Annotated in this window: 20 protein-coding genes; 19 read left to right on the top strand and 1 reads right to left on the bottom strand. The window is 68.2% G+C overall.

Features of this window, described 5'->3' with window-relative positions; genetic code table 11:
* Positions 1 to 99: 99 nt before the first annotated feature.
* The 3 genes from EJ913_RS08550 (at position 100) to trmB (ending at position 2,811) form a co-directional block, all read left to right on the top strand.
* Complete coding sequence (locus EJ913_RS08550) at positions 100 to 594, top strand: helix-turn-helix domain-containing protein (protein WP_126996763.1); 495 nt, start codon at positions 100 to 102, stop codon at positions 592 to 594.
* 236 nt (positions 595 to 830) lie between these two features.
* The gene (metK, locus tag EJ913_RS08545) at positions 831 to 2,000 is read left to right on the top strand and encodes a methionine adenosyltransferase (protein ID WP_126996761.1); all 1,170 of its coding nucleotides are present in this window, start codon (positions 831 to 833) and stop codon (positions 1,998 to 2,000) included.
* Positions 2,001 to 2,100: 100 nt separating this feature from the next.
* Complete coding sequence (gene trmB / locus EJ913_RS08540; RefSeq protein ID WP_126996759.1) at positions 2,101 to 2,811, top strand: tRNA (guanine(46)-N(7))-methyltransferase TrmB; 711 nt, start codon at positions 2,101 to 2,103, stop codon at positions 2,809 to 2,811.
* Here the strand turns inward: trmB and EJ913_RS08535 are convergent.
* The gene (locus tag EJ913_RS08535) at positions 2,808 to 3,146 is read right to left on the bottom strand and encodes an antibiotic biosynthesis monooxygenase family protein (RefSeq protein WP_126996757.1); all 339 of its coding nucleotides are present in this window, start codon (positions 3,144 to 3,146) and stop codon (positions 2,808 to 2,810) included. The two genes, trmB and EJ913_RS08535, sit on opposite strands and share 4 nt — an antisense overlap.
* A 251-nt stretch (positions 3,147 to 3,397) precedes the next feature.
* Between EJ913_RS08535 and rimP the strand changes: the two genes are divergently transcribed.
* From rimP to EJ913_RS08455, 16 genes are all read left to right on the top strand, one after another.
* Positions 3,398 to 3,889: a ribosome maturation factor RimP gene (rimP, locus tag EJ913_RS08530; protein ID WP_126996755.1), complete on the top strand. Its 492-nt coding sequence runs from the start codon at positions 3,398 to 3,400 to the stop codon at positions 3,887 to 3,889.
* A gap of 53 nt (positions 3,890 to 3,942) precedes the next feature.
* Positions 3,943 to 5,511 (top strand): transcription termination factor NusA, encoded by a 1,569-nt coding sequence (gene nusA, locus EJ913_RS08525; RefSeq protein ID WP_126996753.1) that lies wholly within the window; start codon positions 3,943 to 3,945, stop codon positions 5,509 to 5,511.
* 65 nt (positions 5,512 to 5,576) lie between these two features.
* On the top strand, positions 5,577 to 6,338 hold the full coding sequence (locus EJ913_RS08520; protein WP_126996751.1) for an RNA-binding protein: 762 nt from the start codon (positions 5,577 to 5,579) through the stop codon (positions 6,336 to 6,338).
* A gap of 21 nt (positions 6,339 to 6,359) precedes the next feature.
* On the top strand, positions 6,360 to 9,200 hold the full coding sequence (gene infB / locus EJ913_RS08515; protein ID WP_126996749.1) for a translation initiation factor IF-2: 2,841 nt from the start codon (positions 6,360 to 6,362) through the stop codon (positions 9,198 to 9,200).
* 81 nt (positions 9,201 to 9,281) lie between these two features.
* Complete coding sequence (locus tag EJ913_RS08510; RefSeq protein WP_126996747.1) at positions 9,282 to 9,497, top strand: type II toxin-antitoxin system Phd/YefM family antitoxin; 216 nt, start codon at positions 9,282 to 9,284, stop codon at positions 9,495 to 9,497.
* Positions 9,498 to 9,798: 301 nt separating this feature from the next.
* Complete coding sequence (gene rbfA, locus EJ913_RS08505) at positions 9,799 to 10,356, top strand: 30S ribosome-binding factor RbfA (RefSeq protein ID WP_126996745.1); 558 nt, start codon at positions 9,799 to 9,801, stop codon at positions 10,354 to 10,356.
* Positions 10,346 to 11,284, top strand: a complete 939-nt coding sequence (gene truB / locus EJ913_RS08500; RefSeq protein WP_126996743.1) for a tRNA pseudouridine(55) synthase TruB — start codon at positions 10,346 to 10,348, stop codon at positions 11,282 to 11,284. Before rbfA ends, truB begins: the two co-directional genes overlap by 11 nt.
* Before the next feature lie 17 nt (positions 11,285 to 11,301).
* Complete coding sequence (gene rpsO, locus EJ913_RS08495; protein WP_126996741.1) at positions 11,302 to 11,571, top strand: 30S ribosomal protein S15; 270 nt, start codon at positions 11,302 to 11,304, stop codon at positions 11,569 to 11,571.
* Between the two features lie 314 nt (positions 11,572 to 11,885).
* Positions 11,886 to 13,997 carry a polyribonucleotide nucleotidyltransferase gene (pnp, locus tag EJ913_RS08490; RefSeq protein ID WP_126996739.1) on the top strand — a complete coding sequence of 704 codons (2,112 nt, stop codon included), beginning with the start codon at positions 11,886 to 11,888 and terminating at the stop codon, positions 13,995 to 13,997.
* Between the two features lie 96 nt (positions 13,998 to 14,093).
* Complete coding sequence (locus tag EJ913_RS08485) at positions 14,094 to 14,783, top strand: helix-turn-helix transcriptional regulator (protein ID WP_126996737.1); 690 nt, start codon at positions 14,094 to 14,096, stop codon at positions 14,781 to 14,783.
* A 75-nt stretch (positions 14,784 to 14,858) separates the two neighbouring features.
* Positions 14,859 to 15,242, top strand: coding sequence for a VOC family protein (locus EJ913_RS08480; protein WP_126996735.1), 384 nt, complete (start codon positions 14,859 to 14,861; stop codon positions 15,240 to 15,242).
* Positions 15,239 to 15,673 carry an EVE domain-containing protein gene (locus EJ913_RS08475; RefSeq protein ID WP_126996733.1) on the top strand — a complete coding sequence of 145 codons (435 nt, stop codon included), beginning with the start codon at positions 15,239 to 15,241 and terminating at the stop codon, positions 15,671 to 15,673. The genes EJ913_RS08480 and EJ913_RS08475 overlap by 4 nt, the downstream gene beginning before the upstream one ends.
* Before the next feature lie 222 nt (positions 15,674 to 15,895).
* Positions 15,896 to 16,648: a heme ABC transporter permease gene (locus EJ913_RS08470; protein WP_126996731.1), complete on the top strand. Its 753-nt coding sequence runs from the start codon at positions 15,896 to 15,898 to the stop codon at positions 16,646 to 16,648.
* Positions 16,645 to 16,893: a heme exporter protein CcmD gene (ccmD, locus tag EJ913_RS08465; protein WP_126996729.1), complete on the top strand. Its 249-nt coding sequence runs from the start codon at positions 16,645 to 16,647 to the stop codon at positions 16,891 to 16,893. Before EJ913_RS08470 ends, ccmD begins: the two co-directional genes overlap by 4 nt.
* On the top strand, positions 16,890 to 17,369 hold the full coding sequence (gene ccmE / locus EJ913_RS08460; protein ID WP_126996727.1) for a cytochrome c maturation protein CcmE: 480 nt from the start codon (positions 16,890 to 16,892) through the stop codon (positions 17,367 to 17,369). Before ccmD ends, ccmE begins: the two co-directional genes overlap by 4 nt.
* 7 nt (positions 17,370 to 17,376) lie before the next feature.
* Positions 17,377 to 19,368, top strand: coding sequence for a heme lyase CcmF/NrfE family subunit (locus EJ913_RS08455; RefSeq protein WP_126996725.1), 1,992 nt, complete (start codon positions 17,377 to 17,379; stop codon positions 19,366 to 19,368).
* Positions 19,369 to 19,387 lie beyond the last annotated feature (19 nt).

Here is a 19,387-nt window from a genome sequence, read left to right as displayed (position 1 = left end):
AAAAGCCCCCCGCGCACGGCGGACGCGCCCCTCACGGGCTTGACTGCATACGTGGATATGTCGTATCTAAGTTGCACAACTGTTACAGGGATAAACGAGATGCAAGCAACAACTGGGGCGCCGCGCGGGCGCCGTGCGGGCGCCGGCCGTCCGAAGACCGGAAAGCCGAACCCGATCGACGTTCACGTCGGGTCGCGGGTCCGTCTGCGCCGGACGCTGCTGGGCATGAGCCAGGAAAAGCTGGGCGAGGCCATCGGCCTGACCTTCCAGCAGGTGCAGAAGTACGAGCGCGGCGCCAACCGCATCGGCGCCTCGCGCCTGTTCGACCTCAGCCGCGTGCTGGACGTTCCGGTCTCCTTCTTCTTCGACGACATGCCCGCCGAAGCCGCCGCCGCCCGCGTGGACGACGACGAGGACGGCACGCCGGGTGAAGAGCGGCCGGTCAACGTCTACGAGCCGGATCCGATGGCCAAGCGCGAGACGCTGGAACTGGTCCGCGCCTATTACAAGATCAACGACCCGTCGGTGCGCAAGCGCCTGTTCGAGTTGACCAAGGCCGTCGCCAACGCCGCCGTGGCCGAAGCCGCCGAGTAACGGCACGGGCCTGTCACACACCGAAGGGGGATGCGCTTCTCGGCCGCATTCCCCTTTCGATGTCTGGAGCGACACCGATTTGGCGGTCTGTGCCATCGCGGGTTTCCATCGGGAGTTTGCTTGACCCCGGTAGAATTCCTTGTCAATAACGGGATTGGGTCGGTGTCCTGCGGGCGCTGTACCGATCTGTCGTTTCGACCTGTGAAATAGCGCGCCGCACAAAGCCGAGGTTCCCCGTGGCTAAGCTGAACTACGTCTTCACCAGCGAGTCCGTGTCGGAAGGCCATCCCGACAAAGTCTGCGACCGTATTTCCGACGCCATCGTCGATCTGTACCTCTCGCACGACCCGCAGGCCCGCGTCGCGGTCGAGACGCTCGCCACCACCAACCAGGTCGTTCTGGCCGGTGAAGTGCGCGGCCCCGACAGCATCAAGGCCGACCAGCTGGTCGAGGTCGCCCGCGCCGCGGTGAAGGACATCGGCTACGAGCAGGACGGCTTCCACTGGGAGAAGATGGACGTCAAGTGCCTCGTCCACTCGCAGTCCGCCGACATCGCGGTCGGCGTCGACGCCGCCGGGAACAAGGACGAGGGCGCGGGCGACCAGGGCATCATGTTCGGCTACGCCTGCCGCGAGACCCCGGCGCTGATGCCGGCCCCGATCTATTACTCCCACGCCATCCTGAAGTCGCTGGCCGAGGCGCGCCATTCCGGCGCCGCCCCCCAGCTCGGCCCCGACGCCAAGAGCCAGGTCACCCTGCGCTACGTCGACGGCAAGCCGGTCGGCGCCACCGCCATCGTGCTGTCGACCCAGCACGCCGAGGGCATCGACCAGGACGCCATGCGCGAGATCGTGCGCCCGCACATCGTCAACTGCCTGCCGCAGGGCTGGATGTGCGACGAGGCGAATCTGTACGTCAACCCGACCGGCCGCTTCGTCATCGGCGGCCCGGACGGCGACGCCGGCCTGACCGGCCGCAAGATCATCGTCGACACCTACGGCGGCGCCGCGCCGCACGGCGGCGGCGCGTTCTCGGGCAAGGATCCGACGAAGGTCGACCGCTCGGCCGCCTACGCCGCCCGCTACCTCGCCAAGAACGTCGTCGCGGCGGAACTGGCGGAGAAGTGCACGATCCAGGTGTCCTACGCCATCGGCGTGTCGAAGCCGCTGTCGGTCTACGTCGACACCCACGGCACCGGCAATGTCGACGAGGATCGTCTGTCGGACATCCTCCAGCAGCTGGTCGACCTCAGCCCGCGCGGCATCCGCACGCATCTGGGCCTGAACAAGCCGATCTACGCCCGCACCTCGTCCTACGGCCATTTCGGCCGTGAGCCGGAGGCGGATGGCGGCTTCTCGTGGGAGAAGACCGATCTGGTCGGCGAGCTGCGGAGCGCGTTCCGCTAAGGCGGCGCCTTCTCAAGCCAAGCTGTGACAGCGGGGGCCGTTCGCGGCCCCTGCTTTGTTTTGAGGCCCTGATTTTTCCGAAAAGCGCGTGTCCACCGCCATGACCGACCAATCCTCCCCCGATTCCTCGACCCGTCTGTTCGGGCGCCGCAAGGGCCGCCCGCTGCGCAAGCGCCGGACGGAGCTGCTCGACACGTTGCTGCCGACGCTGGAAATTCCGGTGCCGCCGCCGGGCGCGCGCGTCGATCCGCACGCCCTGTTCGCCAAGCCGGTGCGCGACGTGTGGATGGAGGTTGGCTTCGGCAGCGGCCACCATCTCGCTTGGCAGGCCGGACAGAACCCGGACATCGGGGTGATCGGCGCCGAGCCCTTCGTCAACGGCGTCGCGGCGCTGCTGGGGCTGGTGGAGGACGATGGGCTGGACAACGTCCGCGTCCTGCCGGACGACGCGCGCCCCCTGCTCGACGCCCTGCCCGACGCCTCGATCGGCCGCGCCTTCGTGCTGTTCGCCGATCCCTGGCCGAAGAAGCGCCACAACGACCGTCGCTTCATCGGACCGGAGAATCTGCCCCGCCTCGCCCGCGTGCTCAAGGACGGCGCCGAGCTGCGGCTGGCCAGCGACGACATGGGCTTGGTGCGCTGGATGCTGGAGCACACGGTCAAGCATCCCGATTTCGAATGGACCGCGCGGGTGCCGTCCGACTGGCGCGTCCGCCCGGCCGATTGGCCGCCGACCCGCTATGAGGAAAAGGCCATCGCCGCCGGCCGCAAACCGGTCTTCCTGCGCTTCGTCCGCAAGGCGCGCGCCTAAGCCTGCGCCGTCCTCGCCGGATCCGGCGTCGGATCCGGCACCGCGACGGCCGGCGCCGCGAAATGCTCGACGACCGGGAATGGGTCGTAGAAGTGGTGGAGAAGGCTCTTCCAGCGGGTGTAGCGCTCCGATCCCCGGAAGCCTTCGGTGTGGTCTTCCAGCCGGTCCCAGCGGACCAGCAGCAGGTAACGGCGGGCGTCCTCCAGACAAGGCCGCAGTTCCAGGCCGCGAAAGCCGGGGGTGGCGGCGATTAGGTGGGTCGCCTGCGCCATCGCCCGCTCGAATTCCTCCTGCCGATCCTTCCCGATCGTCAGCAACGCCGCTTCCAGAATCATCGCGCTCCTCCCCGAAAAACTTCCCCGTTCCACCAGCCTCGCTTGCGACGCGGAGCGATTGCCAGGGAAAAGGCTTGCGGGATCGGGCGGAATGACTATATTCAGCCTTCACGGAACCACATACGGATCGACGGCTCGGGAAACTGGGCCGGCGGGACGCATTGCGGGTGGGCTTAGGCCCACTTATTTTTTTATCAGCCTATGGAAACCTCGTCCGGTTCAATCCCGGCCGCAGGCTCAGGTCGGGTGGAATGGACGCAACAGGTCGCATCGAACAGATCATCTCGCCGTCGGTCGAGGCCATGGGCTACGAAGTCGTGCGCGTCCAGATCTCCGGCGGCCAGCGGTCGGTTCTCCAGATCATGGCGGAACGCGCCGATGGCGCGGCCATGACGGTCGAGGATTGCGCGGACATCAGCCGCTCCGTCTCGGCCCTGCTGGATGTGGAAGACCCCATCCGCGAGGCCTACACACTGGAGGTCAGCTCGCCCGGCATCGACCGGCCGCTGACCCGTTTGAAGGATTTCGAGCGCTTCGCGGGGTTCGAGGCCAAGCTGGACACCCGGCTGGCGTCGTCGGATGGACGCAAGCGCTTCCGGGGCACGCTGAAGGGCGTCGAGGACGGCCTCGTGTGCATCGAAACCGAACAGGGAGCCGCCCGGCTGGAGTTCGACAACATCCTGCGCGCCAAGCTGGTTCTGACGGACGACTTGATCCGTGCCAGCCAGGAAGCGCAGGGTTGATCCTCCGCCAGGGCATTTCGCAAGACCACACGCCGACCCAGGAAGTGTAACGGATGGAACTGCTGCAAGTCGCTGACGCGGTCGCCCGCGAAAAGAACATCGACCGGGACGAAGTCCTGGAGGCGATGGAGCAGGCGATTCAGAAGGCCGGTCGGTCCAAATACGGCCATGAGCACGACATCCGCGCCCGCATCGACCGCAAGACCGGCGACATCCACCTGACCCGCCACCTGGAGGTGGTCGAGACGGTGGAGAACGAGGCGACGCAGGTCACGCTGGCCTACGCCCAGCGTCGCAAGGCCGGCGCCAAGTTCGGCGACTTCCTGGTCGATCCGCTGCCGCCCATCGATTTCGGCCGCATCGCCGCGCAGACCGCCAAGCAGGTCATCGTGCAGAAGGTGCGCGACGCCGAGCGCAAGCGCCAGTTCAACGAGTACAAGGACCGCAACGGCGAGATCGTCAATGGTCTGGTCAAGCGCGTCGAGTACGGCAACGTCACGGTCGATCTCGGCCGCGCCGAGGCGATCCTGCGCCGCGACGAGCTGCTGCCGCGCGAGCACTTCAAGAATGGCGACCGCGTCCGCGCCTACATCTACGACGTCCGCGAGGAAGCCCGCGGCCCGCAGATCTTCCTGTCGCGCACGCACCCCATGTTCATGGCGAAGCTGTTTGCGCAGGAAGTGCCGGAGATCTACGACAACATCATCGAGATCAAGGCCGTCGCCCGCGATCCGGGTTCGCGCGCCAAGATCGCGGTGCTCAGCCACGACAGCTCCATCGACCCGGTCGGCGCCTGCGTCGGCATGCGCGGCAGCCGCGTCCAGGCGGTCGTCGGCGAGCTGCAGGGCGAGAAGATCGACATCATTCCGTGGAACAACGAGGCGCCGACCTTCGTCGTCAACGCGCTGGCCCCGGCGGAAGTCGCCAAGGTCGTGCTCGACGACGAGAACCGCCGCATCGAGGTGGTGGTGCCCGACGACCAGCTGTCGCTGGCCATCGGCCGCCGCGGCCAGAACGTGCGGCTGGCCTCCATGCTGACCGGCTGGGACATCGACATCCTGACCGAGAACGAGGAATCGGAGCGCCGCTCCGAGGAGATCCACAACCGGTCCGGTCTGTTCATGCAGGCGCTGGACGTGGACGACGTGATCGCGCATCTGTTGGTCGCCGAAGGCTTCACCTCGGTCGAGGAGATCGCCTACGCCGAGACCGAGGAGTTGGGCGAGATCGAAGGCTTCGACGACTCGGTCGCCGACGAGCTGAAGCAGCGCGCCCTGGCCTTCCTGGACGTGCGCGAGACCGAGGCGAACGACCGCCGGCTGGAGTTGGGCGTCGAGGACGTGGTGGCCGAACTGACCGGCTGCACCGCCTCGCAACTGGTCAAGCTGGGCGAGAACGGCGTGAAGACGCTGGACGATCTGGCCGATCTGGCGGGCGACGAACTGGTCGAGATTCTCGGCAAGGACGGCCCGACCGAAGAGGAAGCCAACGAGATCATCATGGCCGCGCGCGCCCATTGGTTCGACGGTGAGGATGGCGGCGAGAACGGCGGCGACGCCGAGGGCGCCGAGGCTCCGGCCGGCGGCGCGCCGAAGGCCGGCGAACAGGGCGCCCAGGCCTGACGGCCTGGGTTGCGCGCAAGGATTTATTGGTTTTTCTGGGACCGCGAAGGGCGGATGACGATCGGATGACCGAGCGGAACGACGCAGAGGCACCGGACGCCACCGCCCCCCTGGAGACAGGGGACGGCGCGGTGCCGGAAACGGAGAACGAGACCGGGGAACACCTGCCGGCGGACGACGAGAAGGGGCCTTTGCGCCGCTGCATCGTCAGCCACGCCGTGCAGCCGAAGGACGGCATGATCCGCTTCGTGATCGCGCCGGACGGCGAGGTGGTCCCCGATCTTGAGGAAACGCTGCCCGGCCGGGGCCTTTGGGTCACGGCGGATCGGGCGGCTCTGGCGAAGGCCATGGGGAAGTCCGTCTTCGCCAAGGCTGCCCGCCGGGCGGTGAGGGTGCCGCCGGATCTGGCCGAAAGGCTGGAGCGGCTGCTGGAACGGCGTTGTCTGAACGGTCTGGGCCTTGCCCGCCGTGCGGGCCACGTTCTCGCCGGGTATGAGAAGGTGCGCGAGGCGTTGAAGGTCAACCAGGTCGGTCGCGGCGGTCCCCCGCCAGCCCTTCTGGTCGAGGCCGCCGACGGTTCGCTCGACCAGCGCGGCAAGGTGACGGCGCTCGCGCCGACGCTGCCGGTGATCGACCTCTTCGAGTCGGCCGAGATGGCCGCCGCGTTGGGGCGCGATCACGTGGTGCACGCGGTGGTGGCGCGGGGCAGGCTGGCCAAGGGGCTGGTCCGCGACGTGGCGCGCCTCAGAGGACTTAAGGGCGGGCTTAAGGGTTCGTTTGATAAGGGCTTGGGAGTCGGCGATGGCGCCGGCCGGCCTGCGATGTAACGTCTGACCATTCGGGAACCGATGACCGACAGCAACGACCAGGACCAGAAGAAAGTCTTGCACCTCAACTCCGGCGCCGGCAAAGGAAAGCTGGAGTCGAAGAAGCCGGTCGAGACCCAGGTCCGGCAGAGCTTCTCCCATGGCCGGTCCAAACCGGTGACCGTCGAGGTCAAGCGCAAGCGTCATGTCGAAAAGGGCGCCGTGCCCGGCATCGCCGACGGCGGTGCCGCCGCGCGCCAAGCCGCCCAGGGCCTCCCCATCCGTGGCGGTGCCGGCGGGCAGCGTCCGCGTGGCGGCGGTGGCGCGCCGGTCGCCGGTGGCCGCAAGCTGACCAGCGAGGAGTTGGCGTCCCGCATGCGCGCCCTTCAGGGCGCCGCGCAGGCCGAGGAGCAGCGCCGCACCGACGCCGAGGAAGAGGCCGTCCGCGCCGAAGCCGCCGCCGAAGCGGCGGCGGTCGAGGCCGCGTCGGCCCCGCCCCCCGCGCCCGAGCCGGTCGCCGAGGCCGAGCCCATCATCCTGGACGCCGACACTCTCCGTCAGCGTGAGATGGCCGAGATGCGCGCCATCCAGGAGGAGGAGCGCAAGGTCGCCGAGGCGGCCGAGGCCCGCCGCAAGGAAGAGGAAGCCAAGCGCAAGGAGGCCGAGGAGGCCAAGCGCCGCGACGCCGAGCCGGCCCCGCGCCGCGACGCCGGTGGCCGCGATGGCGGCGGCCGCGACGGTGCGGGTCCCCGCACCGCCGGTGCCGGTCCGTCCCGTTCGGGCACCGACCAGCGTCCCGGCTCGTCCGCCGCTCCGGCCCGTCCGGGCGCCGACGCCGGCCGCACCCTTCCGGGCGCCGCCGTTCCGGCCCGCGCCGAGGACGAGGACGACAACCGCCGCAAGGGCGGTCGTGGCGGCCCCGCCGGCCCGGCGAAGGCCGCGCCCGCTCCGGTCCGTGCCAAGGCCCCCGTCGGCGGCGACCGCCGCAAGGGCGCCAAGATGACCGTGTCGCAGGCGCTCAGCGACGACGGCAGCGACCGCACCCGGTCGCTGGCCGCCGTCCGCCGCGCCCGTGAACGCGAACGTCTGCGCATGATGGGACGTCAGGAGGCCACCAAGGTCACCCGCGACGTCGTGCTGCCGGAAGTCATCACGGTCCAGGAACTTGCCAACCGCATGGCCGAGCGTGGCGTCGATGTCATCAAGGCGTTGATGCGCATGGGCGTCATGGCGACGATCAACCAGGCGATCGACGCGGACACGGCCGAGCTGCTGATCACCGAGTTCGGTCACCGCGTTCGCCGCGTGTCCGAGTCGGACGTCGAGATCGGCCTGCGCGCGATCGAGGAAGAGGGTGCCGTCCTGGTGTCCCGTCCCCCGGTCGTCACCATCATGGGCCACGTCGATCACGGCAAGACCTCGCTGCTCGACGCGCTGCGCCAGACCGACGTGGTGTCGGGCGAGGCCGGCGGCATCACCCAGCACATCGGCGCCTATCAGGTGCAGCTGGAGTCGGGTGCGAAGATCACCTTCATCGACACGCCCGGTCACGCCGCCTTCACCGAGATGCGCGCCCGTGGCGCCAACGTCACGGACGTGGTCGTGCTGGTGGTCGCCGCCAACGACGGCGTCATGCCGCAGACCATCGAGGCGATCCGTCACGCCAAGGCCGCCAAGGTTCCGATCATCGTCGCCATCAACAAGTGCGACCTGCCGGACGCCAAGCCCGAGCGTGTCCGCCAGGAGCTGCTCCAGCACGAGCTGGTGGTGGAAGAGATGGGCGGCGACGTGCTCGACGTCGAGGTGTCGGCCAAGGCCAAGAAGAACCTGCACAAGCTGGAAGAGGCCATCCTGCTCCAGGCCGAAATCCTGGAGCTGCGCGCCAACGCCAACCGCACCGCCGAAGGCGTCGTCATCGAGGCGAAGCTGGAGCGCGGCCGTGGTTCGGTCGCCACCGTGCTGGTCCAGCGCGGCACGCTGAAGGTCGGCGACGTGTTCGTGACCGGCGCCGAATGGGGCCGCGTCCGGGCGCTGATCAACGACCGCGGCCAGACCGTCAACGAGGCCGGCCCCGCCGTCCCCGTCGAGGTTCTGGGCCTGAACGGCACGCCGATGGCGGGCGACGACTTCACCGTGGTGGAATCGGAAGCCCGGGCCCGCGAGATCGCCGAGTTCCGTCAGCGCAAGAAGCGCGAGGCGAGCAACGCGGCCACCGCGCGCGGTTCGCTGCAGGACATGTTCAGCCGCATCCAGGCCGGCGAGGCCAAGGAACTGCCGGTCGTCATCAAGGGCGACGTGCAGGGTTCGATCGAGGCCATCGCCAGCTCGCTGGAGAAGCTCACGGCCACGAACACCGAGGTCAAGGTCCGCGTCCTGCACAACTCGGTCGGTGCGATCAACGAATCCGACATCACGCTCGCCAACGCGTCGAACGCGATGATCATCGGCTTCAACGTCCGCGCCAACCCGCAGGCCCGCGACATGGCCAAGCGCGACGGCGTCGAGATCCGCTACTACTCGATCATCTACAACGTGATCGATGACGTGAAGGCGGCGCTGACCGGTCTGCTGTCTCCGACGCTGCGGGAACGCTTCATCGGCTACGCGACCATCCGCGAGGTGTTCAACATCACGAAGGTCGGCAAGGTCGCCGGCTGCATGGTCACCCAGGGGACCGTCAAGCGTGGTGCGGGTGTCCGCCTGCTGCGCGACAACGTCGTCATCCACGAGGGCACGCTCAAGACGCTCAAGCGCTTCAAGGACGAGGTCAAGGACGTCCGCGAGGGTTACGAGTGCGGCATGGCCTTCGAGAATTACGACAACATCCTGGCCGGCGATCAGATCGAAGCCTTCGAGATCGAGGAAATCGCCCGCGAGCTGTAAGCCGTCCGGACCGCCCGCCCCCTTCCGGTGTTTCACCGGGACGGGGCGGGTTTTCCGCATTCTGAGGAAGGGCGTGCCACCATGGACCGTATTTCCTTGTCGGAGACCATCCTCCGCGATGAGGAGGCGGTGGCGAAGCCGGCACCGTCCTTACCGGAAGAACGCCCGATCCGCTTCGGCCTTGCCAAGGGACAGATTGCGGTCGCCGATGATTTCGACGATCCGCTGCCCGAGGATCTCTTGAAGACCTTCTATGGCCTGGAACCGGACGAGGATTGGCCGGAGTTTCTTCTCTAGGAAGACTGTCATCCCCACGAAGCCGCCGGTTTAGCCCCTCTCCCCTTGCGGGAGAGGGGTTGGGGTGAGGGGGCGCAAATCTTCCGCCTGTGGCGGAATACCCCTCATCCCAACCCTTCTCCCGCAAGGGGAGAAGGGCTTAAATCCATCCTTGCGCAAGGATGGGATACCGATCCCGCCCCAGGCCCAAGCCGACGGCTTGACCCCACCGGGCGACGACCGAACTGTTAGCCTTTACGACGTGCCGGTCCTTTGATCCTGACCCCACCGGCACCGACGACCTTCACGAAAGACAGCGACCATGGCGAACAAGAAGCGCGGCGCGATCAACGCCGGCAAGCCCCCCTCCCAGCGGCAACTGCGCGTCGGCGAGGAGCTTCGCCACGCGCTCGCCGACCTGTTCCGCCGGGGCGATTTCCACGACCCGGAGCTTTCCGCGCTGAACCTGACGGTGACCGAGGTGCGGGTTAGCCCCGACCTCAGCAACGCCACCGTCTTCTTCAGCACGCTGGGTGGCGGCCAGATGGAGGAGGCGAAGGTCGCGCTGCGCCGCGCGTCCGCCTTCCTGCGCGGGCAGGTCGCCCGCCTGGTCAATCTGCGCCACGCGCCGACGCTCAGCTTCGAGATCGACACCTCCTTCGAATACGCCCACCACATCGACAACATCCTGCACAGCCCGGCGGTCGCCCGCGACCTCAGCCGCGTCAACGGCGACGACGACCACGACGAGGATGAGGACGAGGACGACTCCTGGGACGAGGATGAGGACGACGACGCCTCGGCCTCCGACGAGGACGATGCGGAAGACGACGAAACCGGAAACGACGAGCAGGACAAGGGCGGCCGTCGTGGCTCGTAAGCGCAAGGGCGAGCCGATCCATGGCTGGATCATTCTCGACAAGCCCGAAGGCATGAGCTCGACCCAGGCGCTGTCCAAGGTGCGGCGCCTGCTGAACGCGGAGAAGGGCGGCCATGGCGGCACGCTCGACCCGCTCGCCACCGGCATCCTGCCGATCGCGCTGGGCGAGGCGACCAAGACCGTCTCCTACGCCATGGACGGCGCCAAGACCTACCGGTTCAGCGTCCGCTGGGGCGAGCGCACCAGCACCGACGACCGCGAGGGCGAGGTCATCGACCGTTCCGACCATCGCCCCACCACCGAGGCGATCCAGGGCGCCCTGCCCGCCTTCCTGGGCGATCTCGACCAGGTGCCGCCGCAGTTCAGCGCCATCAAGATCGGCGGCGAGCGCGCCTACGACATCGCCCGCGAGGGCGACGTGGTCGATCTGGCCTCGCGCACCGTCCGCATCGACCGTTTCGAACTGGTTGAGCAGCCCGACGCCGACCACGCGGTGTTCGAGGTCGATTGCGGCAAGGGCACCTACGTCCGCTCGCTCGCCCGCGATCTGGCCGAGGCGCTGGGAACGGTCGGGCATGTGGCGCTTCTGCGCCGTCTGCGCGTCGGTCCCTTCACGCTGGACGGCGCGATTTCCCTGGACGAATTGGCAACCTTGGAGCAAGGTGCCGCCGTCGAACGACTTTTGCTGCCGATCGAGACCGCGCTGGACGACATCCCGGCGCTGGCCCTGACGGAAGCGGAAGCGCACCGACTGAGACATGGCCAGACGGTGGCTCTCCTCACCCGGCAGGACCGCGAACGCCTCGAGGCGCTTCGGGGGACTGGCGATGGGGATGGCACCGTCATTGCGCTTTTCGGCGGAAAGCCGGTGGCGCTGGCGCGTGTCGAGGGGGCGGAGGTCCGTCCGGTGCGTGTGCTCAACCTTTGAAGATTTAGGAGACCCCGATGTCGATTACGCCCGAGCGCAAGCAAGAGCTGATCAAGGAATACTCGCGCGGCCAGGCCGACACCGGCTCGCCCGAGGTCCAGGTTTCGATCCTGACCGAGCGGATCAGCAACCTGACCGAACACCTGAAGGGCCACAAGAAGGACTTCCACTCCCGCCGTGGTCTGCTGGTGATGGTCGGTCAGCGTCGTCGTCTGCTCGACTATTTGAAGAAGAAGGACAATTCCCGTTACGCCACGCTCATCGAGCGTCTGGGCCTGCGTCGCTGACCGGCGCGCCGACCCGACCGTGACCGGATACGACGCCCCGACCAGCCACCGCCCCGCCGCCCCTTCGGGTTCCGGCGGGCGCGGCGCGCCGGTCGGGGCGTCGCGTTTTTCAGCACCGCTTCATACTGTGACGCGATTGGTTTTTAGAGCTTTGTGATGGACAGGCCGGCCCGCTTTTTCGCGGGGACCGGCCTTTTTCGCATCAATCTCTGTTGTCGCTTTCAAATCTCTGTCTCTGCGGGGCCTTACGACTGGCGGCCCCGGCCTTGGGCGGCAATCCGGCCGTCCTGGGTGTCGGATGGAAGGAAAAACCCATGTTTACTGTGCATCGTAAAGAAATCGAATGGGGCGGCCGCAAGCTGGTCATGGAGACGGGCAAGATCGCCCGTCAGGCCAACGGCGCCGTGCTGGTGACCTATGGCGACACCACCGTCCTCTGCACCGCCGTCGCCGCCAAGGCGCCGAAGCCGGGCATCGATTTCTTCCCGCTGACGGTTAATTACCAGGAAAAGGCCTTCGCGGCCGGCAAGATTCCCGGCGGCTTCTTCAAGCGTGAAGGCCGCCCGACGGAGAAGGAGACGCTGGTCAGCCGCCTGATCGACCGTCCGATTCGTCCGCTGTTCGCCGAGGGTTTCCGCAACGAGACCCAGGTCGTCTGCACCGTGTTGAGCCACGACCTTGAGAACGATCCCGACATCGTCGCGATGGTCGGCGCGTCCGCCGCGCTGACGATCTCGGGCATCCCCTTCCTCGGTCCGATCGGCGCCGCCCGCGTCGGCTACAAGAACGGCCAGTACATCCTGAACCCGACCGCCGACGAGGTGGCCGATTCCGATCTGAACCTCGTCGTCGCCGGCACCATCGAAGGCGTGCTGATGGTCGAGTCGGAAGCCAAGGAGCTGACCGAGGAGGTCATGCTTGGCGCCGTCATGTTCGGCCACAGCAACTTCCAGCCGGTGATCAACATGATCATCGATCTGGCCGAGGACGCGGCCAAGGAGCCGTGGGATCTGCCGGAGCCGGCCTACGACCGCAAGGCCCTGAAGGCCCGCCTGCGCGACACCGTCGGCGCCGCCGTCGAGGCCGCCTACACCGAGACCGTCAAGCAGTCGCGCTACGAGAAGGTCGGAGCCGCCAAGGCGAAGGCCCTGGAGACGCTGGCCGGCGAGTACGAGGCCCAGCAGATCGGCACCGAGTTCAAGGAACTCGAGGCCGACATCCTGCGTGGCGCCGTGCTGAAGACCGGCCGCCGCATCGACGGCCGCGACACCAAGACGGTCCGCCCGATCGTCTCGGAGGTCGGCGTGCTGCCGCGCGCCCACGGCTCGGCCCTGTTCACCCGCGGCGAGACCCAGGCGCTGGTCGTGACCACGCTCGGCACCAGCCAGGACGAGCAGATCATCGACGCGCTCGAGGGCGAGTACCGCGAGCACTTCATGCTGCACTACAACTTCCCTCCGTACTCGGTGGGTGAGGCGGGCCGCATGGGGTCGCCCGGCCGTCGCGAGATCGGCCACGGCAAGCTGGCGTGGCGCGCCATCCATCCCCTGCTGCCGAAGAAGGAGGACTTCCCCTACACGCTCCGCGTGGTGTCGGAAGTCACCGAGTCGAACGGCTCCTCCTCGATGGCCACCGTCTGCGGCACCTCGCTGTCGCTGATGGACGCCGGCGCGCCGCTGCTGCGTCCGGTCGCCGGCATCGCCATGGGCCTGATCAAGGAAGACACCGGCTTCGCCGTGCTGTCGGACATCCTGGGCGACGAGGATCACCTCGGCGACATGGACTTCAAGGTCGCCGGGACGGAAGTCGGCGTCACCGCGCTCCAGATGGACATCAAGATCACCTCGATCACCGAGGAGATCATGAAGATCGCGCTGGGGCAGGCCAAGGACGGCCGTCTGCACATCCTGACCGAGATGTCGAAGGCGCTGACCGGCGCCCGCGATGGCGTCAACGAGAACGCCCCGCGCATCACCGTGATCAACATCCCCAAGGAGAAGATCCGCGACGTGATCGGCTCCGGCGGCAAGGTGATCCGCGAGATCGTCGAGCAGACCGGCGCCAAGATCGACATCGACGACGACGGCACCGTCAAGGTCTCGGCGGTCGACCAGAAGAAGTCGGACGCCGCCATCGAGTGGATCAAGGGCATCGTCGCCGAGCCCGAGATGAACGTCGTCTACACCGGCAAGGTCGTGAAGGTCGTCGATTTCGGCGCCTTCGTGAACTTCCTGGGCTCGCGCGACGGCCTCGTCCACATCTCCGAGCTGTCGCAGCAGCGCGTCGGCAAGGTGGCCGACGTGGTGTCGCAGGGTGACTCGGTGAAGGTGAAGGTCATCGGCTTCGACGACCGCGGCAAGGTCAAGCTGTCGATGAAGCAGGTCGACCAGGCCACCGGCGAAGACCTGACCAAGAAGGCGGAGTGATCGGGGAAGGGGATACCTTTTTCCTGACGGTCCGGTAGAAAGGGGGCGCTTCCCGCAAGGGGGAGCGCCCTTTTTCGTATCCGCCGGCGGGGAAGCATGGCGCGTGCCGGACGACTTCTCGACCTGATGCAGCTTCTGCGGCGGCACCGCCGGCCGGTCAGCGGACACGCGCTCGCCGCCGAACTGGGCGTCAGCCTGCGCACGCTCTACCGCGACATCGCGACGCTGCAAGGGCAGGGCGCCGGGATCGAGGGGGAGCCGGGCGTCGGCTACATCCTGCGTCCCGGCTTCCTGCTGCCGCCGCTGATGTTCACCGAGGAGGAGGTCGAGGCGCTGGTCCTGGGCTCCCGCTGGGTGGTGGACCGTGGCGACGGACGGCTGGCGGAGGCGGCGCGCAACGCGCTGTCCAAGATCGCGGCGGTGCTGCCGCCCGACCGGCGCGAGGGGCTGGACGGCGCCGCCCTGCTGGTGGGCCCTGGCGAACCGATGGCGGCCGGCGACACGGAACTGGCGGCGATCCGCCACGCCATCCGGGCGGAGCGCAAGCTGGAGATCGCCTACCGCGACCGCGATGGCTCGGAAAGCCGGCGGACGGTCTGGCCCTTCGCGCTCGGCTTCTTCGACCGGGTGCGGGTGATGGTGGCTTGGTGCGAGTTGCGTCAAGCCTTCCGCCACTTCCGCACCGACCGCATCCTCGCCCTGACCGCCACGGACACCCGCTACCCGCGCCGCCGTCCGGCGATGCTGGCGGCGTGGCGCGAGGAGGAAGGCATTCCGCGTCCGTGAGGTCGGCTGCTGACGGAAACTGACAGCATCGGCGCCTAAGCTCCGCGCATCGACACCCCCAGCGGAGCGCACGCCATGCCCGATCTGAACTTCGTCCTTCTCTACGTCGACAGCCCCGCCGCCAGCGCCGCCTTCTACGCCGACCTGCTCGGCAAGCCGCCGGTCGAGCAATCCCCGACCTTTGCCCTGTTCGCCATGGAGTCCGGCGTCATGCTCGGCCTGTGGTCGCGCCACACGGTGGAGCCGGCGGCGACCGCGAGCGGCGGCGGGGCGGAGATCGCCTTCGCCGTGGACAGTGAAACCGTCGTCCGCGCCACCCACGAGGACTGGAGCGGGCGCGGGTTGCCGATCCTCCAAGCCCCGACGGCGATGGATTTCGGTTTTACCTTCGTGGCGCTCGATCCGGACGGTCACCGGCTGCGCGTCTTCGCGCCGTCCGCCCCGCCGGTGGCGTCGTGAGCCGGAACTGGATCGCGGTGGCCTGCGCCGAGCATGTCCGGCGGGGCCGCGCCGGCGGCTTCATGCAGGTCTGCCACGGCAAGGCCGCTCCGTTGCGCCGCATCCGGCCGGGCGACCGCGTCGCCTATTATTCCCCAACCGAAACGTTCCGGGGTCGTGATCGTCTTCAATCCTTCACGGCCATCGGCGTGGTGCGCGCGGGGGAGCCCTACCCCTTCGACATGGGCGGCGGCTTCGTCCCCTTCCGCCGCGACGTGGGCTGGGTGGAGGGGGTGGAGACGCCGATCGCGCCGCTGCTCGACCGGCTGGAGTTCTCCGCCGGGGTCCGGAACTGGGGGGCGCCGTTCCGTTTCGGCCTGTTCGCGGTCAGCGGGCACGACGCGGAGCGGATCGCCGAGGCGATGGGCGTCGCCCTTCCGCTGCCGGGCTGACGGCTTTTTTCGACCGGGAGCGGGATGAAAAGCCGCTCCCGAACGTCCACGGGACGGGCCTGCGGCGTCCGCACCTAAGACCGATGTGACAATCTCATACGATGGTCGGACGGGGCCGCTTCCTGACCGAGATCAAGGCGAAACCCCTCGCGCTCTGGCATCCATGAGCCTATATCCACGCCAAGCGCGACCAAAGGTCATCCGTCCCGAGGCCATCGTTCTATGCACCGTTTCGCCAACCCAGCCCGCTTCCTACGCCTGTCGGCCATGCTGCTGCCATGGAGCGCCGGGGCGACCGTGATCCTGCTGATCGTCGGGCTGTATCTCAGCCTGTTCGGTTCGCCGCCCGACTACCAGCAGGGCGACACGGTGCGCATCATGTACATCCATGTGCCCGCCGCGTGGATGAGCCTGTTCGTCTACACCAACATGGCGGCGGCGGCGGCGGCCGGGCTGGTGTGGAAGCACCCGCTGGCCGACCTGTTCGCCAAGGCCGCCGCGCCCATCGGCGCCGGCTTCACCTTCGTGTGCCTCGTCACCGGCTCGCTGTGGGGCGCGCCGATGTGGGGGACGTGGTGGGTGTGGGACGCGCGGCTGACCAGCGTGCTGATCCTGTTCTTCCTGTATCTGGGCTACATGGCCCTGGTGAACGCCTTCGACGACCCGCAGCGCGGGACGCGGGCCGGCAACGTCTTGCTGCTGGTCGGCATCGTCAACGTGCCGATCATCAAGTTCTCGGTCGACTGGTGGAACACGCTGCACCAGCCGGCCAGCGTCGTGAAGATGGGCGGTCCCAGCATCGACCCCAGCATGCTGGTGCCGCTGCTGGTGATGGCCGCCGGTTTCACCACCTATTTCGTGTCGGTCGTCCTGCTGCGGGTGCGGACCGAGATCGCGCAGCGCAAGATCCAGACGCTGCGCCTGGGCGCCGCCGCAGACGGCGCCGCGCATGGCGCGCCGGGGGTGACGTCATGACCGATTTTCTCGCCATGGGCGGCTACGCCGCCTACGTCTGGCCGGCCTACGCCATCGCGGCGCTCGTGCTGCTGGGGCTGCTGGCCGCCACCTGGAAGGGACTGCGCGACTCCGAGGCGACGTTGAAGGCGCTGGAAAGCGCCCGCCCGGTCCGCCGCCGGGTCCGTCAACAGGCCGAATCCACGCGGGCAGAGACCAAGCCCGACAACGCCGCCGGATCGCCGGCGGGAGCGAGCGAGGGATGACCAAGAAAAAGCGCCGCCTCTACATGCTGGGCCTGGCCCTGCTCGGGCTCGGCACCGCCACCGCCCTGACGCTGACCGCGTTTCAGGACAACATCGTCTTCTTCTATAGCCCCAGCCAGTTGCAGACCCAACAGGTCGGCGACCGCAGCTTCCGCCTGGGCGGGCTGGTGGAGGAGGGCAGCGTCCGCAAATCGACCGACGGGATGGTCACCGAATTCCGCGTCACCGACACCGCCCACACCGTCGGCGTCAGCTACCGTGGCCAGCTTCCCGATTTGTTCCGGGAAGGGCAGGGGGTCGTCGCCGAGGGCAAGCTGACCAAGGGCGTCTTCGTGGCGCGCGAGGTGCTGGCCAAGCACGACGAGACCTACATGCCCCCCGAGGTGTCGGAAGCCCTGAAGCAGGCCGGCGTCTACAAGGAATCCAAAGCCGATTCCGCCAAGACCGAGTCCGCCAAAGTCGCGAAGAAGGAGTAGCGGGACCGTGATCCCCGAACTCGGCCACTACGCGCTGGTGCTGGCGCTGTTCGTGGCGCTGGTGCAGGCCGGCCCGCCGCTGGTCGGCGCCGCCACCCGCAACACCGCCTGGATGAACGTCGCCGGCCCCGCCGCCATCGCCCAGATGCTGCTGGTGCTGATCGCCTACGCGGCGCTGACCTGGGCGCACGTCGTGTCCGATTTCAGCGTGCAGAACGTGGTGCAGAACAGCCACTCGCTGAAGCCCATGCTCTACAAGGTGTCGGGCGTCTGGGGGAACCACGAGGGCTCGATGATCCTGTGGATCGTCATGCTGACGGCGTTCGGCGCCGCCGTGGCGGTCTTCGGCCGCAACCTGCCGCCGACCCTGAAGGCCCGCGTGCTGGCGGTGCAGGGACTGATCGGGATCGGCTTCCTGCTGTTCATCCTCGCCACCTCCAACCCCTTCATCCGGGTCATCCCGCCGCCGCTCGACGGCAACGACCTGAACCCGCTGCTCCAGGATCCGGGGCTGGCCTTCCACCCGCCCTTCCTCTACGCCGGCTATGTCGGCTTCTCCATGGCCTTCTCCTTCGCGGTCGCCGCCCTGATCGAGGGGCGGGTCGATCCCGCCTGGGCGCGCTGGGTGCGGCCGTGGACGCTGGCGGCGTGGTCGACCCTGACCATGGGCATCGCCATGGGCTCCTGGTGGGCCTATTACGAGCTGGGCTGGGGCGGCTGGTGGTATTGGGATCCGGTCGAGAACGCTTCCTTCATGCCGTGGCTGGCCGGCACCGCGCTGCTGCACTCCGCCATCGTGGTGGAGAAGCGCGATGCGCTGAAGAGCTGGACCATCCTGCTCGCCATCGTCACCTTCTCGCTGTCGCTGATGGGCACCTTCCTGGTGCGCTCGGGCATCCTGACCTCGGTCCACGCCTTCGCGGTGGATCCGGCGCGCGGCGCCTTCATCCTGGTGCTGCTGGCCATCGCCACCGGCGGCTCGCTGCTGCTCTACAGCCTGCGCGCCCCCGCGATGAAGGCCGGCGGGCTGTTCGCCCCGGTCAGCCGCGAGGGCGCGCTGGTGCTGAACAACCTGCTGCTGTCCACCGCGACGGCGACGGTGTTCATCGGCACGCTCTACCCGCTGTTCCTCGACGTGCTGAAGCTGGGCAAGGTCTCCGTCGGTCCGCCCTTCTTCAACTCGACCTTCATCCCGGTGGCGATCCCGATGGTCGTCGCCATGGTGGTCGGTCCCTTCCTGTCGTGGAAGCGGGCCGACCTCGGCGCCGCGCTGACCCGGTTGTGGGCGGCGGGCATCGCCGTGGTGGTCGCGGTCGCCGTCGCCGCCTACCTCACGGCGGGCGGCGGGCCGCTGCTGGCGCTGGTCGGCATCGCGCTGGGCGCTTGGGCCTTCGTGGGAGCTCTGGTCGAGTTCGCCGAGCGCATCCGTCTGTTCCGCGTCCCGATGAAGGACAGCTGGAACCGCGCGGTGCATCTGCCGCGCAGCGCCTGGGGCATGACCATCGCCCACGCCTGCGTCGGGCTCGCCATCTTCGGGATGACCGGCACCTCGGCGTGGCAGACCGAATCCATCAGCGCGATGAAGCCGGGCGACACCGCGCGGCTCGCCGGCTACGAGTTCCGCTTCGACAGCGTCGGGACGGTGCCGGGCGCCAACTACCGCGCCGACCGCGCCGTCTTCACCGTGACCCGCGACGGCAGCCCCATCGCCACCCTGACGCCGGAACGCCGCAGCTACCCGGTCACCCGGATGACGACCACCGAGTCCGCCATCCACACCACGGTCTTCTCCGACCTGTACGTGGCGCTGGGCGACCCGACGCAGAACGGCACCGCCTGGATCGTCCGCATCTACCACCACCCGCTGGTGCCGTGGATCTGGATCGGCGGCGTCGGCATGATGCTGGGCGGGTTCGTCAGCCTGACCGACCGCCGGTTCCGCATCGGCGCGCCGGAGCGCCGCCGCGCGGCCAAGCCCGCCGTTCAGCCCGCCGAATGAGGCCGAGCGAGTAAGGATA

The organism is Azospirillum doebereinerae (genome assembly GCF_003989665.1).
GTDB lineage: Bacteria > Pseudomonadota > Alphaproteobacteria > Azospirillales > Azospirillaceae > Azospirillum > Azospirillum doebereinerae.
The sequence above is the reverse complement of the archived record's forward strand: the minus strand, read 5'-3'. Positions and strand labels throughout refer to the sequence as shown.

Excerpts from the sequence above, each read along its gene's own strand:
- rimP (WP_126996755.1), top strand. The coding sequence starts at position 3,398 with ATGGACGCAACAGGTCGCATCGAACAGATCATCTCGCCGTCGGTCGAG.
- EJ913_RS08510 (WP_126996747.1), top strand. The coding sequence starts at position 9,282 with ATGGACCGTATTTCCTTGTCGGAGACCATCCTCCGCGATGAGGAGGCG.
- EJ913_RS08480 (WP_126996735.1), top strand. The coding sequence starts at position 14,859 with ATGCCCGATCTGAACTTCGTCCTTCTCTACGTCGACAGCCCCGCCGCC.
- pnp (WP_126996739.1), top strand. The coding sequence starts at position 11,886 with ATGTTTACTGTGCATCGTAAAGAAATCGAATGGGGCGGCCGCAAGCTG.
- rpsO (WP_126996741.1), top strand. The coding sequence starts at position 11,302 with ATGTCGATTACGCCCGAGCGCAAGCAAGAGCTGATCAAGGAATACTCG.
- trmB (WP_126996759.1), top strand. The coding sequence starts at position 2,101 with ATGACCGACCAATCCTCCCCCGATTCCTCGACCCGTCTGTTCGGGCGC.
- nusA (WP_126996753.1), top strand. The coding sequence starts at position 3,943 with ATGGAACTGCTGCAAGTCGCTGACGCGGTCGCCCGCGAAAAGAACATC.
- ccmE (WP_126996727.1), top strand. The coding sequence starts at position 16,890 with ATGACCAAGAAAAAGCGCCGCCTCTACATGCTGGGCCTGGCCCTGCTC.
- EJ913_RS08470 (WP_126996731.1), top strand. The coding sequence starts at position 15,896 with ATGCACCGTTTCGCCAACCCAGCCCGCTTCCTACGCCTGTCGGCCATG.
- EJ913_RS08520 (WP_126996751.1), top strand. The coding sequence starts at position 5,577 with ATGACCGAGCGGAACGACGCAGAGGCACCGGACGCCACCGCCCCCCTG.
- EJ913_RS08550 (WP_126996763.1), top strand. The coding sequence starts at position 100 with ATGCAAGCAACAACTGGGGCGCCGCGCGGGCGCCGTGCGGGCGCCGGC.
- infB (WP_126996749.1), top strand. The coding sequence starts at position 6,360 with ATGACCGACAGCAACGACCAGGACCAGAAGAAAGTCTTGCACCTCAAC.
- rbfA (WP_126996745.1), top strand. The coding sequence starts at position 9,799 with ATGGCGAACAAGAAGCGCGGCGCGATCAACGCCGGCAAGCCCCCCTCC.
- ccmD (WP_126996729.1), top strand. The coding sequence starts at position 16,645 with ATGACCGATTTTCTCGCCATGGGCGGCTACGCCGCCTACGTCTGGCCG.
- EJ913_RS08485 (WP_126996737.1), top strand. The coding sequence starts at position 14,094 with ATGGCGCGTGCCGGACGACTTCTCGACCTGATGCAGCTTCTGCGGCGG.
- EJ913_RS08535 (WP_126996757.1), bottom strand. The coding sequence starts at position 3,146 with ATGATTCTGGAAGCGGCGTTGCTGACGATCGGGAAGGATCGGCAGGAG.